The organism is Providencia sp. PROV267 (assembly GCF_028477825.1).
Classification (GTDB): domain Bacteria; phylum Pseudomonadota; class Gammaproteobacteria; order Enterobacterales; family Enterobacteriaceae; genus Providencia; species Providencia stuartii.
This window is the reverse complement of the sequence record NZ_JAMPLX010000007.1, coordinates 92,910-109,073: the sequence shown is the minus strand read 5'-3', so window position 1 is coordinate 109,073 and position 16,164 is coordinate 92,910. Positions and strand designations below refer to the sequence as shown.

The following is a 16,164-nucleotide window of genomic DNA, read 5'->3' as shown; positions in this document are numbered from 1 at the left end:
GGATAAACTATCCGGCTCTTGAAGGCTTATTTTGTGCGTTCTTGTAAGTACTGCTGGTAATCAGGGATCACTATATCAATTGCACCATTAAAATAGGGTGACGTAATAATAAAGTCTGCTGTTGCTGGATTAGTGGCTACAGGGATATTCCAAACAGCCGCTAAACGTAATAAGGCTTTCACGTCTGGATCATGAGGAACAGCATTCAGAGGGTCCCAGAAAAAGATCAAAACATCGATTTTTTGTTCGGAGATCATCGCTCCTATTTGTTGGTCACCGCCCATAGGGCCGCTAAGCATACCAGTAACATGAAGCCCTGTATGGTGACTAATCAGTTTCGCGGTGGTACCCGTTCCAAACAGTTGGTGAGATTTAAGCTGTTCGCTATTCTTTGTTGCCCAAGCTAATAATGAAGATTTACAGTGGTCATGGGCAACGAGTGCTATATTTTTAGTGTTTTTTATTGTACGAGTAGTTGATTCCATGATGTTCCCTTAAAGGTGGCGTGGTATCACGCTAAGCATATTAATAATGACGTGTTTGTCGCGATCTGCTGGTTTTTATCGCAATAATGAGAGAAAAACTATCTCATAACTTTCTGGGGTAATTGAAAACATAATCCATGTTTTCTCTCATCTTGCCAGCAACATCAACGTGGTACTCATAGTAGAAAAATTGAGTTAGCACACACTACAACATATATCATATTGTAGATTAATAGTTTACTGATTTAGGGAGTTATTTTGATGACTAACCAAGAAATTGCTGAAATATTACGTAGTGTCAATACGATCGCCTTAGTTGGCGCAAGTGATAAAAAAGATCGTCCAAGTTATGAAGTGATGGAGTACTTATTAGAGCAAGGATATACCATAATCCCTGTCAGCCCTAAATTAGCAGGGCAAATGCTATTAGGGCAAAAAGTCTACGCAAAATTAGCGGATATTCCTCAACCAATAGATATGGTGGATGTATTTCGTAATGCTGAAGCCGCGGTGGGGATCGCACAGGAAGCCGTTGCGATTAAAGCCAAAGTACTGTGGCTACAAAAGGGGGTTATTAGTGAAGATGCGAAAAACATCGCACTTGCTGCGGGCATGAAATTTGTTATGGATAGATGCCCAAAACAAGAAATCCCTTTATTAGGTTTAGAAAAGTAAGCATGACAATACAGTAAAGCAGCGTTGGGCTGCTTTACTGTTGGATACAAGTTAATAATTTTATAAACAACTAGTTACGTAGGCGCGGTGCCTGTAATTGTGAGCGAATAGACTCTGCCAATTCGTCCATGGAAGGTTGCTCTGGATGGTCATCAGCGGTTTCATAAGTAATTTGCGCTTCAGCCAAATAAGTATGAATAGCTTCGCCGTTGTCATCTTCCATAACAACATGGTACCAAGGCAGATCACGTAATGTGCTGTTTGAAGCAATATCATCATCGTGTGGTTGTTCGAGCGAATATTCGGCATCGACGTCGACCACAACGCCTAGGTAGCCGAGTAGTTTATGTCTAACTTGTTGCCCGATCCCATATTTACTGGTGATCATCATAGCCACCTCCTAAAAGCCTTGCTTATGCTATAACTTTATATTGGGGCAGTGTTCCGCGTTTTCAAGCCAATGTATGGACAATTACTCATAACGCAATACACTGTCTTATATGCAACATTGAAAAGCAGTGCCTCAATTCCAGATTATATGTTCGATGAATAAAAGACAACTGTAATAAATCGTATTTTAGTAAATAATGCACTGATAATGGGGGCCAAAATGACAACATCAACCGGACGTTTGTTTTATATCTATGGTCGCGTACAAGGAGTTGGTTTTCGTTACCAAACGTATCATTGGGCGAATCAAAATGGCATAAAAGGGTATGTCTATAATCGCGAAGATGGCAGTGTCGCACTGGGTATCTATGGTTCAGACCAAGATATCCGTTTTGTCGAAGAATGGCTCAATGCAGGTGGCCCTCCAGGAGCAAAGATTGATCACTATTTTAGTGAAAATTGGCACACTGAAAAAATAGCGGATTTTTCGGTCCGCTATTAATTGGCTAGCCATTTAAATACATTTCACGGGCTTTGGCAGGCCGGCAAGTTTTGTTGCTTGCTTTGCTGGGCCTTTAGGGAATAGTCGATATAAGTAGCGGCTATTTCCTTTATCTTCCCCAAATTGCTGTGAAACGGCTTTCACGAGCATACGGATGGCAGGAGATGTATTAAATTCCAAGTAGAATGCGCGAACAAAGCGAATGATTTCAAGATGCTCTTCTGTCAAAGTGATATTTTCTTGCTCTGCGAGAAGAGGAATAAGATCTTCGCTCCATTGTTGGCTATCGATAAGGTAGCCTTGAGGGTCAGTCTCAATTTCTTGGCCGTTAAAAAGCAACATACAGATTTCAACCTAAACAAAAATAGAGTGCAAATTTAGCAAAAAATAGGCGATAACCCAAGCGACCTGTTGGAAATGTTGATAATTTAGCCCATTAACACATTAAGTGCCTATTTTTATAGCAATTGATAAAATAGGGGGTTTACATCGAAAGCGCAGATGTTTATAGTGCACGTCATCGCGGAGGGGTGGCCGAGCGGCTGAAGGCAGCGGTCTTGAAAACCGCCGATGGGAAACCATCCGAGAGTTCGAATCTCTCCTCCTCCGCCATCTTGACTTCCAATCACGTCTATTAAAGTCTCCTAACCTCAGTTAAATCAAGCGTTCCAGCGAAATCTCACTCTACCGAAGTCTACTAACATAGCGTTTATCCTCAAACACAAATTCAGCTCTGCATCATTCATATGGTGCGTAACAGCTTAAAGTACGTTTCTTGGAAAGATTACAAGGCCGTGACCGCAGGGCTAAAAACGGTCTATCGTGCCGCAACAGAGACGTCTGCGTTGATGGCACTGGAGAAATTCGCTCTTATATGGGATGAAAAATACCCACAAATGAGTAAAAGTTGGTACGCACATTGGGAAAACTTGAATACATTTTTTGCTTACCCTGATGATATTCGTAAAGCGATTTACACAACCAATGCCATCGAGTCATTAAACAGTGTTATCCGTCATGCGATTAAGAAACGTAAGCTCTTCCCCAGCGATGACTCTGTACGGAAAGTGATTGATTTAGCGATTGAATCGGCCTCTAAAAAATGGAGTATGCCAATTCAAAACTGGAAACAGGCAATGAGTCGTTTTATTATTGAGTTCGGTGACCGCCTAAACGAAACGGCCACATTTAATAAAAGGCAAATACACCGAATTATTTACAGGGTCCCCTTTGTTGATAAATTAACGTCGAGTATTAAGATAAGGACAACCTAATAAAACCTTATATTTTTTAATCTAGCCTCACCTATCAATCTTAACAATTCTTAACGTTTTTCTGATGACAAAACCCTAACACATCCTAACGCTTTAAGCTGAGGAATACAGAGGCTAGTTACTAGCAAAATGTATAGATTGAACTTTGTATTCTAATCAAGTGTAGAAAATAAATATCAGTTGGATTAATTGATTTTATTTTAACTATTGAAAATTATGTTATATGCTTAATGGCTAATAAACGATCAATACACAAGGAGTTTGTGATGTTTACTTATTCAATAATCGAATTACCAGAACGCACCATAGCAGGAATTTCAATTGAAACAGATATGCGAAAAGCAATGGACGATTGCCCTACTTTATGGCAAAAATTTTTTACGTTATTTTTAAGTCAACAAAAGGAAAGTAAAACTGATTTAGAAGTAGAAAGTTTTGGTGTATCAAGGATGCTGGGTGAGGATAGATTTATTTATGAGGCGGCTGTAGAAGTAGCTGATGGAATGGTTACCGATGGGTTAATTAAATCTGTTTTACCAAAAACATTATATTTACAAACAACGGTTCCCAACCTTTCAAAACTAGCCGATGCTTATCAAGATATTTATGGACGCTGGGCAAATGAACAAAATGAATACGCACTAAATTACATGGAAGCAAGCCTAGAGGTTTATCCTGTCAATTTTTGTGAGAAAGAATACTTTACCTTACTAGTGCCTATTTTAAAAAAATAGGAGTATTAATAAGTTATTCACATTAAGCGAGTGGGTTCGTCAAGCCGCTCGCCCTATTAACGGTAAGCAAATTAAAATAGAAGATTGATACTGAAATTAACTTCCCCCACAATATCCTTGTGACGCTTCCACGCTGAATAAATATCCTTATCCCACGCTTTGCCGCCTTTAGTCTGGTAGCCAGCCTCATTAATTCGTTCAGCGATAATGCGCCCGTTATCTATTCCCTCTGGTAGCACCAAATTAACCACAGAAACGACAGCAGACTCATTATAGGTATGCGGTGGGATATCTGCCTTACCCGCAATTAAAGACGCTACAGACGATTCTAGGCGTTCCACCAGCGATAACATACGAGCGTCAGGATTATTGTCTGGGGCGGTTTAACTTCTCTTTGATAGCTGAGACTATCTACGCTGTTTTATCGCTGCCAGAGTTCGATACAGCATCATTAAACAGGGCTTGCAGTTCAGCAGGTATACGAAAAGGCAATAAGATTAGATTTACTCATGATAATAGTCCGTTATTAACTCATTGAATGCTTATTATATCAGCGTATAACAGTGTTATACAGATAAGAAAATATAAAGTTGCTGGTGGATTTAACGGATAATTCTATAACTTAAAGTTATGGTAACTTACTGTAAAACAAGCAAAACGTATTATTGCGCCTTGTAACTGATTGAATATATGGCAAAGCTCAAATTTGAGCGCAGTCTAATTTTACTAACAAAATCAATCGGCTCATTTTTGAGCCTATTTCAACCATTGTGATTATCGCAACAATCGGAAAGGGTAACAGTTGAAATGCTACCCATGCACCAAACCCACAAATTAGTGCCTTTAGCCAAAGCAGATAAATATTAGCCAGTACAGCTAACAACAATAACTATTAATCACGGTGTTATTACAGTGATATCAAAAAGAACCACGGTGGTTTATTTAGCTATTCGAACCTCACAAAACCAGACATCATTTTTTTTATTTTAGGTATGTAGTAGGTACTTAATTAATACTAACTATTGGTTATAATTAAATAAAATCCAGACTTTCGTGAGCAGTACGCGAAAAGGTACGCAGCAAAATGATATTGTTCGTATCAGTAGCTGCTTGATTTTTTCGAGGCCGTCACTTTGGATTGTGTAGGAATTGATTGAAGTATCGATTGTTCCAATTCAGCACAATCAAGGTATTGATATAATCACAACACTCCTTGAGGTATAGCCATGTTACAACGTGAAGCAATAGAAGCCGTTATGATGGAGATAGCCAACCAGCAAGGGCGATCACTCAATGGACGCGATAGGTTAGCAATTAGAACGGGTGTAGCCCAGACAATACAGGCTAAAGAGCGTCACAGGCTCAGAATGACAGCGCCAACTTACCAATGGACTAAGCCCGCACCAAAACGCTGATACGATGACCATCGAAATGGTTAAATATTAAGCGAAGCACTAAAAAGTGCGACGGTATACAGGTATAGGTTTCCTTGAAATCAAGAGCACATAAGGCGGCTAAATTGGACTCCTTAATCTCAAGGAGTCATGAGGCTCTGAAATCGGAGGCTCGTCACTGGCTGGCAATGTTCTAATCATGATCATTAGATAAAAGTAACCACTCTGGTAACCACTAAAAGTAACCACAATGCAAATAAGCATTGCGATACCCACAGGACAATTTTGTCCTCTGAATAAATATCAATAAGTTACCATGACGCAAAAATGCGTTACCGATGAAATCAATAGGTTATCTACTCTGAATGCCAAGGCTACAGCAACGAGCTACAACAAGTTTAAACGGTAAGGTTTTACATGCGGGATTATCCCGTATCATCATCGATAAATTAACGTTTAGATCACCCCTTATAATTAGAGTTATTATCTATATATCCAGAATTTCACCAGTATTATATTTTAACCGATAGCTTATATTGTGATGGTATCAAGATGAATAAACCAGAAATGAGAAAAGTAAAATCAATCAGGATCACCACATCAGGAATGGTAATAAAAGCCCCTGAGCGAGTTAAAACAGCCACAGGTAAAGTTATGGCCACAATGACTATTCAGGCTGAGAGTGACAAGCGTAGCCCGTACCCATTAAAGATAGTGGCATTCGATATTAACGCGCTGGAGCTTATGACCTGCCAGAAAGGAAACAAAGTAACAGCTACAGGTCGCTATGAATGGTTTAATGGTTATCAGCTAACAGGGGCGCAGATAGTTACCTGTTAGTAAATGAGCCCTATGATAAAAATAAAGCTCAAAATAAATGAACGTAGATTGAATCGCTATCCCAGAATTAATAACCCAGCTAAGTTATCCTGAAAATTAAAAGTAACTCTTACATATTCAGAGGATAGCTATGGAAGATGATTCACTTTTCACGGTAAAGGAATATGCAGCACTACTTAAGCTTTCTGAGTCGACTGTATATAGAAACCCTGCTAAATATCATATGTTCCGTGTTGGCAGGTCATGGCGCGCTAGTAAAGAAAGCTTGAAACGGTTTGAGCAAGATCAGTTTCATGATGGTGTGAGTCTGTCTATTAGGGAAAAAAGAAAGAAAAGCACCTTATCGAATGGAAGTTTTAATATGTTTATGTCTCAGATTGAAGCGGAGAGGGAGCTGGAGCAGAGATTGGCGAAAAGAAAACGTAGGCTAACTAATTAAAACATAGTGAATTGTAGGATAATAAGATTAATTGGATTTCTACTGTGATTTTATCAGTATTACGATCTTTAAAGTTAGCATGTATTCTAATTGTAAATATTTTTTATGATTTCATTGGGAAAGCATATGAGAGCTTATGATATTTTATCATTATTAAGAGATAAGGATGTTTCGTTCCGTACTATCCAGCATGGATTGACACACAATGGATTAGCATCAGCAAAAGGATGGGAAGCCGCTTTAGATTATTATAATGAAATTTATGATAGTGATAGTGATGAGATAGTTAAAAATTTATATCTATCCCAGCTGTATTATGGAAAAAGGACTGTCTATTTTAGACGGTTGTCAGATGTAAATGACAAAAACGTAAAGAATACGGTTGATGTAATAAATCGTATTTTTACAACAACAAAGCATAAAGATATTAAAACATATAAAAATAGTTACCCTTATATATTAGACAATAAATCGTTGTTTAATTTGAAATTAAATAATCCATGCCCTGTTCATATCGATGATAATGCAAACGAGATTAGAGTAGTAATGACATATCCTCGAGCTTATAAGCAGAGAGATACATTTGATATTAATGATATAGATTTTGATGGAAACCAACCAAAGCAGTTGGATGGCTATGAAGAAATAATAGGAATTAAAAGTGGTAGAGCTCAATCGTTTGATAGTATTTTATTCAATAAGTTGAATGGTGTTCTGCAAATCCAAATAGACCATAGTCGAAACATTAACAATGAAGAGATTGATAATGCTAATTTAAGATACTGGAATATGATTTCAAATGAATTTAATACATGGTTAAAGATACAGTCACCATTTAAAAAAATAAATTTATTCGATAAAATTAATGAGTTATATGTTAGCGGCGATGGTTTGATTAACACTCTATCACACTCGACTGGAACAGGATCTGTAAAAAAAGAGAGAATGAGGCGTCGTGACGAAGATCTAAGAAGAGAAAAATTTCACCAGGTTGGGTTACAAGCAATAAATGGAGATACAAACAATTATAATATTACTAAACAATGGGATGGAGAGTGTGGTACAGCACTGAAATTGACAATTGATGCAGGAGTAGCGGCAATTTCTCAAAGCAATCCTACTGTAAACTGTGCTATTATTGAAGGGTGTATCACTGAAAGTGATTTTAACTTTTTGGTATCTAAGGTTATATGATGGTAACAAAGGCGCAATTATTAGAGCAGATATCTATAGAGGTCAGTTTTGATCAAGACCTTATTTGCGCCTGCAATTCAATACTAGACTATATTTGTATCTCAGAGAAAGACAATCTCAAACACTTACCTATATATAAAATAAATAAAATTATTAAAAATAAAGAAAGTAGCTTTACTTTCAATGTCATTAATTTTTTGTCTGGTGAGCAGTTTCCTATTTTTAATGTGTGTTTCGAATTTATTGATGGTGATTTTATTGAACAGGTAGATCATGAAACACTAGTTTATAGCCAGATAAATAATGTTTATTATCATCCTGAGACTGGGGAATCAGTTCAAGATTATGAGTCTAAGATATTTATGTATCTATCTCTTTCTGATTTTGGGAGAGAGATAATATGCAATTAGGCTCAAATGACCTTACAATCGCTGATTTAAAAAAATTTGCGCTTTTTGATAAATCAGTGGAAAGTTTTCTAAATAAGTTGCTATGCAATAGCTATGATGATTTTGTCAAAAATGTTTATAAAGAGCTAGAAACATGCATTGAGTTTATGGAAGAGGATCCGTCAGTACGTAAAAATGATGGAGAAGATAGATTAACTACAGATATTATTCACCATTTTAGGGCGAAAGGCTATCATGCAACACATGATGAAATGATCGGCGGTCACTCAGACATAGTCATTAAACATAAAGATTATATGTGGTTGGGAGAAGCCAAAATACATTCAAATTATAAGTATTTAATGCAAGGATTTAACCAATTATGTACAAGGTATTCGTCTGGTACTAACAAAAATTGCAATGGTGGGCTAGTTATATATATAAGGACAAATGATGCCTCAGCAGTTATTGATGAGTGGAAAAAACGATTGGATAGCGAACAGCTACCTGAATATAGTTCGACTCAATGTGACTCTAGGCAAGGATTAAGTTTCCACTCAATACATAAACACGCCCGTTCAGGTTTACCATACAAGGTAAGACATATGGGAGTTGTTCTCGGCTTTGACCCTAAAGATAAAAAATAAACCTAGAATGGTATTTTATAATTTGCAATGATTTTAAGATTATTGATATTTCTGCAATAATGTTAATGGAAAGTGTAGGGCTAACATTGAGGTTAAAAATCACCTCAAAACAAGTATGACAAAAATATTAGGGGGTACATTTGGGGGTATCTAGAAAATTATAAATTAAATAATTATTTATTATCAGTGTGTTGACTGTTATGTGTGGTTCTCTCCTCCCCATCTTGACTTCCAATCACGTCTATTAAAGTCTCCTAACCTCAGTTAAATCAAGCGTTCCAGCGAAATCTCACTCTACCGAAGTCTACTAACGTCTTTCTAAATCTCTACAATTTGTTGTATAGTTTTTGTATAGAATTTACCTCTACAATATTAGTGACTTATGAAGCTAACAGATATGCTAATCAAGTGTGCTTACACGCCGACCTCATATTGTGCCGCTATCAGAGCAGGTGATTGATTTGCTGAAACAGATACATCCCATTAGTGGCAGTTATCAATATATATTCCCTAGTCGCACTGATTATAGAAAGCACATACCAGATATGGCACTGAATACGATGATTAGGCGCATGGGCTATAGTGGGCGAGCCACAGGCCACGGCTTCAGGCACACAATGAGCACCATCCTACATGAACAAGGTTATAACACTGCATGGATTGAGACACAGCTAGCACACGTTAATAAACTCTATTCGTGGAACGTATAATCATGCTCAGTATATTGATGGGCGTAGAGTGCTAGGGCTACTTTGCCAACATCGCCTTCATCCAAGAGTCAATCTGAGATGGCGGTATATGAATACCTGCTTGGGGATCTGACAGGACTCCATCAGTTAGCTTTACAAGGCAGTATGCGGATATTACAGCTGCTATCAATTCAAGCGGTCGGTTACCAACTGAGAATAAAATACAGAAATCAGCTGTAGGTATATTAATTTCTTTTTTATGATCATCATCCATAAACCATGAGCCGTATTCAAAGCCGGTAATCTCGTTATCTAATTGATAAGGAAGAAAACCAGAAAAGGTGAGTAAGTCAAAATCAGTATCCATAATCAGTGATTTATTAACCTTGGCTATTTCCGCCAGCCACTCGAAAGGTGATGGGAGTGACTTAGAAGAGAGGTAAACGTTAAAATCTTGAGACATAGATATTACCCTAGCTAGCATGTTTTTCATTTTAGCCTACTAAATACTATTAATTGAGAAAAGGCTTTTAATAGGAAAATAATTTCTAATAACCATAAGCAAACACGGTGTGGTTATTTTGATATCAAAAAGACTCATAGTAATAACGTACCAAAATGGTACTGTGATAAACCACGGTAGTACTATTGATTGGGCTATATAAAACCTAATGCTTGCCATTGACCAAAATTAGATTGGATTGATTAATATCTTTGTTATCACTAGTGTTTTATGAGTATGCAGTAGGTACATCTTCGGTTTCAAATTAAAGCAGGTTATACAGCATTTACTATGATGGTATGAAGGTGAGTAAATCAAAAATGAGAAAAGCGAAATCAACCAGAATCACCACATCAGGAACGGTAATAAAATCCCCTGAGAGAGTTAAAACAGCTACAGGTAAAGTTATGGCCACAATGACTATTCAGGCTGAGAGTGACAAGCGTAGTCCAGATTTTCATAACCATGTTGGTTGGCTTTAATAAAGGCATATTTAAGTCGGATTGACTTGCAAAGTACAACGCGGCTTTTTTAATGTATCCTGCTTTTTAGTGACTCTTTGTAACTCTTTTTTAAGTCGCAGAATGTCATCACTTTCAATAGATATAATTTGATATTGCGAAGAGTCTGGCTTATTTTTTAATCCATGCGTAAAGACTATGTGTCCACTCCCTACTAATTGAGACACACCCATTTAGAATTTTCTAGTTGCTGACAATTTGCGTTTCAGTAAAACGAACGTTTTCATAACGGCTTCTGTAATTTTTGGGCAGAAACTCTAATTATAGCTATCTTATTTTAGGGGAAGTGGACAGTTGAGATATCGTTTTTTAAAAAGTAATAACTAAAAAATGCCAGACGCGTTACTTAAAAAAATCATGAACAGTATCATTCCATTCGTGTCCTAAAATAGACCATTTATGATTTGTTGGTGGCGGAAAACCACTACGACAATACCCATTTTTAGTCTCAAAATTAAATATACCATGTGGGTAATTATTAATTAACAGAACGCACTTAAGACTATCTTCTGACCAGCCAATTTTGACATCAGATGGAATGTTTCTATCTGAAATATCCTCTACATTGTAAATATGGAGGGCGTCCTGAATTGGGTTGCCGTCAGCAGATTCATCTAGCGCATAGAAGTATCCTGTTTCTCCATCATCTTCAAATACAGCTGCAAATGTACCTTCAGGGGCCAAGCTTTCGATTACTTTTTCCTGCCCCACGATAATTTGCTCTTGAGCTGTAACTAGTATTGTCATATGTGGTTCCTTAATTTATGCACCTGTAAAGTAAAAAAACTGTCAAAACTCAGTATAGAAAAAGCTCGTCATATGTAAAAATATTTATCTTACAATCCTACATATGTATAAATACGCTAGTCTTAGTGGTGGCAGTTTTTGTTAGGGATTCATTTTATTATAATCGCTCAAATCTATTAATACCTGAATTTAATTGGTAATGAGTGGAAATGCCTATGGCTGTTTCTCCATTAGTGCAAAACGTTATCGACGGTTTACTTGGACGATAATTGTGATGTGCTTGATTAAATACTAATTACTCTTGTACCAATCATCGTGGCTTGCCCTCCAACTCTAACACGACGAATCGCCTGTGCTTGTCTATCAATCGTCACTTGGATCATCGAGGAACAGCCCATTGCTCGCCCTTGCTCTAACAGAAAGTGAGTTTCATTAGGTAAAACATGATTGACCAAATAGCACCCTAGCGCGCCGCTGGCACTGCCAGTTGCCGATTCTTCATCTATGCCATATAGAGGGGCAAAATTTCGGCAGTGGGCCGTGATGGGGGCATGGTGGCTCAGCTCAAAGACATGGAAACCGATAGTACCGAATTCACGACTTAAGTTTGCGATAGCGTCATGATCGGGGTGCAGAATATCTAATTGGCCAGCCTGCACGGGAATGATGATATCAGGCAAACCTGTTGAAATGATTTCAATGGGAAAGCCAGTTCCTGTAATAGCCTCGGGTCGTATACCGATGGCAGCGGCGATATCTTCAACATCAGGCCCATGCCGCGTGATAGGTAAAGCTTGATCCATAACGATACTGTCAGGACTGACGGTTACGTTTAGAATACCAGCTTTGGTTTTTTGTGTATAAGAGCCTGGTGTAAGCAAATTAAGTGAGGCTAGAGTGAAAAAAACGGCTAGTGTTGCATGCCCGCAAAAATCGACTTCCCCTTCCGATGTGAAAAAATCCACTTCAAAATCCGTCTCCTCGCCAGTATAGACAAATGCAGTCTCGGAAAAACCAACTTGACGTGCGATAGCTATTTTTTGTGCAATGCTTAGGTTTGGGGGATTGAGAACCACCCCAGCAGGATTACCGCCAGAATTATTCTGGGTAAATGAGTTCACAAGGTATACCTTGACGCCGTGCTCAACCGAGTATGTTGCCTCGTTTTGCATTAACTGCTCCTGTGTAATAAATAGGTTCTATACGTTTTGTGTATCGTTAATAGGTTGGATATCTTCAATGTGAGGTTGGGCATGGTCGCTTTTGTGTCGTGCCTAAAACATAAAATAGATTACATAGACGTTGCGGTAGCTCGGAAAAGTACCAATATTTTCAAAGCAACCTCTGCCCCAATATACCCAGATATTTTTCAATGCCACAGACAGCTAAATGCTTTCTCTGACCATCAAGCCTTTTATTATTGTGACAGAAACCCTTTCTATCATCTTTTTAGGAAGAAAGCTTGTAAAAACTAAAATGCTCGGACTTGTGCAGCTAAAGTAACATATAAAGCATCTCGATTTATGGGAGAGGTGCAATATTAGCTAGTACAACGAACGTTTAACTCAATATCAGCGTCACTCACCTCTTTCATCATATTGTTTGTCGGTATATTAATTAACATAAATGGAATTTTTCTATGAAAGAGTGGGGTAAAATCATCGATTAACTGCAATATTAAGAATAACTAGGTGGTAAAAGATAATCGCATTTTACTGTTACTCGACAATAACTTGTTGGTCATTATTAATAAATGTAACATTCGGTATGTAAAATATTTTATTATTCTGTCCATATAGGTATTTAGTTAAATGAGAAAATTATCAGTCTTATGTGTTTGTATGGTTGCCTTATCGGGATGCGCAGTTACGGAATATAACTATATCCCTTCTTCACATAAGGTGAGCGAGCCAAAAATAGGAACTGTAAACACGATAAGTATTGGGCAACCCTTAGTAAGGGATGGAGTAATTAGTGAGATTGATGGGATCAAAGTGCTCGATTCAACTCAGATAGATTTAGCCTATAAAGTGACGCCAGGAACCTTTAAAAAGGTAGGGGAAAGCGATAAAGGTGATTTTTATATGCCTACGAATACGAATGATTCTGGTAGTGTGGTCGTTGAAGTTATTGGGCAACCATGGACTTCATTATTAGTAAAAAAAGAGAGTCATGAGCTATGTGTCGTCACCGAATTTAATGTCTTTATCTGTAGCGATAAGGCTAAATTTGATAAGGTGAAATTAAGTAATCCTGCAGGAAATTCCTTTGAAGAAGCATTAATTTTCAATGGGAAAAATGGTGACTCTGTAAATATAGGCTATAGGCAAATAGGTTCTAATATTGAAAACCAAGGCTTTAATAATGATATCCAGTATGATTTAAAGAAAAGTAATATTATTTCATACAAAGGCGCAAAAATTAAAGTGCTTGATAGCTCAGAACAATCAATAACATATGAAGTATTAAGTCATTTTTAGCGTCAAGTTATTTTCGTCAAACAGCCCGTACAACGGGCTTATTGGCATATATCTTCTTTAATGCTGTCTCAATGAAAGGCTACTTGCTAAATCATAGAACTTGTCATAATTTTTGATAGATTAAAACTAGGGGGATCGATATGAAAAAAGTGATAGACAAATTATTCGTGGTCGCTACATTTTTGATTGTTGCTTTATCCTTTATTTTTGCTAACGGTCTACCGTTTGATCCTACTGAAAAAAGCGAGCAAAAATAATTTTCAGAGAGTTTAACAAAAGGTCACTATAGTGAAGTGGCCTTATAAATCTACCACATGGGCTTCTGTTATAGGTCATGACTTGAAGTTTACAACAACAAATAGCCGTCACTTGTAGAGTATACTTATATCTTCGTGTTATCTTATAGATGATGTAAGTTTGGTGTTTTTAAACGTAATCTGATAATGACCTATGGGGCAGAGGAATAAAATCTTTCCTAGCGACTTTTTTAAACATATTAAATGAATGCCAGTCAGTAGGTTATCTAATTGATTTTATACTCCTTTGGTCAAATAACGATAATTAAAATGTTATAGGAATGTACTGGCTCAATATGAAAGTTATCATTTATTGAAGCTAGATTATGAAAAAATTACAGCCCACTAATGAAAGAAAGTTATGAAATACGAAATGGTGACAGTAAGTTAAATATCCTGTATTCTTGTCTAAAATTTTTCGTAAGCTGATAAGGATATTAAGTGAAAAAACCTATTTCATTATGGATAATTCAGATAATTATTATAATTAATATATCTTCATTTTTGTTTTATTTGTTAAAAAACACATCTTTTTTATTTGTTGTTTACAAGATGAACATTCCTCTTTACTTGAAAATTGAAACTTACTTCTTTAACGCAATCATGTTATTAGTATTTGTCATTCAAGTTGCTGCTTTGTATTTATCATTTAAAAGAAATCGGTTAGCCAGAATATTTACCTTATTAGGATGGTTTTGTTTTCTTATTTCATTCTTATATTCTAATTTTAGTGGTGGGTGGGCCAGCATCCCAGAAGGTCCTATTCGTTATGATAGTGATCTTGAAAGGTTGGGGGCACTTTGGGGGAAGTATGAGGAAACTGCATTATGTTTGCTGTTAACTGCATTTTTGTGTTTTTCAAAAAAAATGAAACAGTATTTTCAATTTAACTAGTTCCTTCTTATTTTCTTAAGAAACAACCTTAATTTAAGGTCTTAATGATAGATGTGTTGATAGAGTTGGTGTTTTATGTTGTTGAAAAAACAGTACATTTATATGTTGATTTAGAGATGGCGTATGGTACTTCCACATGCGTAAATAAAGATGAATAAATGTATATTCACTGCAAATTTTCTAATTCGACAATTCTATCTATAACAGGTGTTGTGACATTATTCGCATATTCAAAAGTGTCGAGATAAATAATGTTTTTTCTGTCGAATCCTTTTCTATAAAACATGTATTTCAAACCTGGGGCGCAGACCAGAAGTCTAGCACCTTGTTCAATAAGTTTTTTTATATCTGATTCGGTGTCATCTCGGTAAACATGCCAGTCTAAATTTTTCTGTGCTATCGCTTTTTGTAGGGCTAATATATAGTTATCTTCGGTATATAAATTAAACAAAGCGCCGAAAATACCGGAACCTGTTACCCCTTGTATAGGGTTTCTGCCAAGTATAGGGCTAGGCATATAGATAAAGTATATTTTTTTCTTTTCCATCTTTTGCCTTGTCGAATTATCAATATCGTAATATATAAACGTACCACACTGACTAGGAACATTGATATAAATTTATGCTAGTTTCAACCCTACTGATGGATTGAAATAACTGTTTTTGACCTTTGCTTGTAAAACATCACCTCTATAGCTAAAGAGGGGATACATAAGCGCTCAAGACGTGTCCTCGGTGTGCTCTTCATCTATGAACGTCGGGTGGCGCCATATTGCCATATAAAGAGGTGAATAGTGTGATGGCAATTTCTTCACATTTAGGTGCCTAATCTTCTGAACTGCGCAAATCAATTCGACCATAAAAAGTACCGTATGATATAGATTGGTGTGTGATAAGACGGGGAATTGCGGAAAGGATGATTTTGTCGCTATGCCATCATCACTCATCTCACTTTGCACATGTTCTGATGTTATCGATTTATAATGATTGTGCATTGAACATTTATGTTAATGAGTAGTAATTTTTTTATCAAATTAAATGATGAGCGATAAGCTATTTTATTACGCTTGATG

The 16,164-nt window shown here is 36.8% G+C and carries 18 protein-coding genes, 1 tRNA gene and 4 pseudogenes; 14 read left to right on the top strand and 9 right to left on the bottom strand.

Going from position 1 to position 16,164, the window contains the following annotated elements; translation table 11 throughout:
• Positions 1–26: 26 nt before the first annotated feature.
• The gene (locus PR709_RS05255) at positions 27–485 is read right to left on the bottom strand and encodes a methylglyoxal synthase (RefSeq protein ID WP_014657950.1); all 459 of its coding nucleotides are present in this window, start codon (positions 483–485) and stop codon (positions 27–29) included.
• Between the two features lie 261 nt (positions 486–746).
• On the opposite strand from PR709_RS05255, the gene PR709_RS05250 reads away from it, so the two are divergent.
• The gene (locus tag PR709_RS05250; protein WP_036943643.1) at positions 747–1,160 is read left to right on the top strand and encodes a CoA-binding protein; all 414 of its coding nucleotides are present in this window, start codon (positions 747–749) and stop codon (positions 1,158–1,160) included.
• A 70-nt stretch (positions 1,161–1,230) separates the two neighbouring features.
• Here PR709_RS05250 and hspQ read toward each other — a convergent pair whose 3' ends face one another.
• Positions 1,231–1,551, bottom strand: coding sequence for a heat shock protein HspQ (gene hspQ, locus PR709_RS05245; RefSeq protein WP_004918224.1), 321 nt, complete (start codon positions 1,549–1,551; stop codon positions 1,231–1,233).
• Positions 1,552–1,770: 219 nt separating this feature from the next.
• Between hspQ and PR709_RS05240 the strand changes: the two genes are divergently transcribed.
• Positions 1,771–2,052, top strand: coding sequence for an acylphosphatase (locus PR709_RS05240; RefSeq protein ID WP_223854711.1), 282 nt, complete (start codon positions 1,771–1,773; stop codon positions 2,050–2,052).
• 12 nt (positions 2,053–2,064) lie between these two features.
• Here the strand turns inward: PR709_RS05240 and PR709_RS05235 are convergent, their stop codons facing one another.
• Positions 2,065–2,394, bottom strand: a complete 330-nt coding sequence (locus PR709_RS05235) for a TusE/DsrC/DsvC family sulfur relay protein (RefSeq protein ID WP_004918228.1) — start codon at positions 2,392–2,394, stop codon at positions 2,065–2,067.
• A 182-nt stretch (positions 2,395–2,576) separates the two neighbouring features.
• Between PR709_RS05235 and PR709_RS05230 the strand changes: the two genes are divergently transcribed.
• From PR709_RS05230 to PR709_RS05220, 3 genes and pseudogenes are all read left to right on the top strand, one after another.
• Positions 2,577–2,664 (top strand) — tRNA-Ser (locus PR709_RS05230).
• A gap of 89 nt (positions 2,665–2,753) precedes the next feature.
• Positions 2,754–3,230 (top strand): annotated as a pseudogene (locus PR709_RS05225) (transposase); the annotation flags it as partial.
• A 362-nt stretch (positions 3,231–3,592) separates the two neighbouring features.
• Positions 3,593–4,060: a GyrI-like domain-containing protein gene (locus tag PR709_RS05220; RefSeq protein ID WP_060560708.1), complete on the top strand. Its 468-nt coding sequence runs from the start codon at positions 3,593–3,595 to the stop codon at positions 4,058–4,060.
• Between the two features lie 71 nt (positions 4,061–4,131).
• On the opposite strand, the pseudogene PR709_RS05215 reads toward PR709_RS05220, so the two are convergent.
• Positions 4,132–4,571, bottom strand: a pseudogene (locus PR709_RS05215) (hypothetical protein).
• A 715-nt stretch (positions 4,572–5,286) separates the two neighbouring features.
• Between PR709_RS05215 and PR709_RS05210 the strand changes: the two are divergent.
• The 7 genes and pseudogenes from PR709_RS05210 to PR709_RS05180 form a co-directional block, all read left to right on the top strand.
• Complete coding sequence (locus tag PR709_RS05210; RefSeq protein WP_272570790.1) at positions 5,287–5,475, top strand: hypothetical protein; 189 nt, start codon at positions 5,287–5,289, stop codon at positions 5,473–5,475.
• A 531-nt stretch (positions 5,476–6,006) separates the two neighbouring features.
• The gene (locus tag PR709_RS05205) at positions 6,007–6,294 is read left to right on the top strand and encodes a hypothetical protein (RefSeq protein WP_272570789.1); all 288 of its coding nucleotides are present in this window, start codon (positions 6,007–6,009) and stop codon (positions 6,292–6,294) included.
• A 130-nt stretch (positions 6,295–6,424) separates the two neighbouring features.
• Positions 6,425–6,733 (top strand): helix-turn-helix domain-containing protein, encoded by a 309-nt coding sequence (locus tag PR709_RS05200; protein ID WP_132494585.1) that lies wholly within the window; start codon positions 6,425–6,427, stop codon positions 6,731–6,733.
• Positions 6,734–6,859: 126 nt separating this feature from the next.
• Entirely contained in the window at positions 6,860–7,927 is a 1,068-nt protein-coding gene (locus PR709_RS05195; RefSeq protein ID WP_132494587.1) for a hypothetical protein, read from the top strand.
• Positions 7,924–8,337, top strand: coding sequence for a hypothetical protein (locus PR709_RS05190; RefSeq protein WP_272570788.1), 414 nt, complete (start codon positions 7,924–7,926; stop codon positions 8,335–8,337). Before PR709_RS05195 ends, PR709_RS05190 begins: the two co-directional genes overlap by 4 nt.
• Positions 8,328–8,963, top strand: a complete 636-nt coding sequence (locus tag PR709_RS05185) for a hypothetical protein (protein ID WP_187128955.1) — start codon at positions 8,328–8,330, stop codon at positions 8,961–8,963. The genes PR709_RS05190 and PR709_RS05185 overlap by 10 nt, the downstream gene beginning before the upstream one ends.
• Before the next feature lie 419 nt (positions 8,964–9,382).
• A pseudogene (locus PR709_RS05180) lies at positions 9,383–9,785 on the top strand (tyrosine-type recombinase/integrase); the annotation flags it as partial.
• Here the strand turns inward: PR709_RS05180 and PR709_RS05175 are convergent.
• The 4 genes and pseudogenes from PR709_RS05175 to PR709_RS05165 all read right to left on the bottom strand — a co-directional run bounded on the left by PR709_RS05175 (position 9,711) and on the right by PR709_RS05165 (position 12,594).
• Positions 9,711–10,115 carry a hypothetical protein gene (locus PR709_RS05175; RefSeq protein ID WP_272570786.1) on the bottom strand — a complete coding sequence of 135 codons (405 nt, stop codon included), beginning with the start codon at positions 10,113–10,115 and terminating at the stop codon, positions 9,711–9,713. The pseudogene PR709_RS05180 and the gene PR709_RS05175 sit on opposite strands and share 75 nt — an antisense overlap.
• A 504-nt stretch (positions 10,116–10,619) precedes the next feature.
• Positions 10,620–10,819 (bottom strand): annotated as a pseudogene (locus PR709_RS19540) (IS3 family transposase); the annotation flags it as partial.
• A 198-nt stretch (positions 10,820–11,017) separates the two neighbouring features.
• Positions 11,018–11,422 (bottom strand): DUF2251 domain-containing protein, encoded by a 405-nt coding sequence (locus tag PR709_RS05170; RefSeq protein ID WP_036943657.1) that lies wholly within the window; start codon positions 11,420–11,422, stop codon positions 11,018–11,020.
• Between the two features lie 284 nt (positions 11,423–11,706).
• Positions 11,707–12,594 (bottom strand): PhzF family phenazine biosynthesis protein, encoded by an 888-nt coding sequence (locus PR709_RS05165; RefSeq protein ID WP_272570785.1) that lies wholly within the window; start codon positions 12,592–12,594, stop codon positions 11,707–11,709.
• Positions 12,595–13,233: 639 nt separating this feature from the next.
• Here PR709_RS05165 and PR709_RS05160 point away from each other — a divergent pair.
• Both PR709_RS05160 and PR709_RS05155 read left to right on the top strand, forming a co-directional pair.
• Positions 13,234–13,902, top strand: coding sequence for a hypothetical protein (locus PR709_RS05160; protein WP_272570784.1), 669 nt, complete (start codon positions 13,234–13,236; stop codon positions 13,900–13,902).
• Positions 13,903–14,639: 737 nt separating this feature from the next.
• A complete protein-coding gene (locus PR709_RS05155; RefSeq protein WP_230088470.1) occupies positions 14,640–15,092 on the top strand; it encodes a hypothetical protein in 453 nt (150 codons plus the stop codon).
• A gap of 166 nt (positions 15,093–15,258) precedes the next feature.
• Here the strand turns inward: PR709_RS05155 and PR709_RS05150 are convergent, their stop codons facing one another.
• Positions 15,259–15,639: a nitrogen fixation protein NifS gene (locus PR709_RS05150; RefSeq protein ID WP_072197195.1), complete on the bottom strand. Its 381-nt coding sequence runs from the start codon at positions 15,637–15,639 to the stop codon at positions 15,259–15,261.
• Positions 15,640–16,164: the final 525 nt, after the last annotated feature.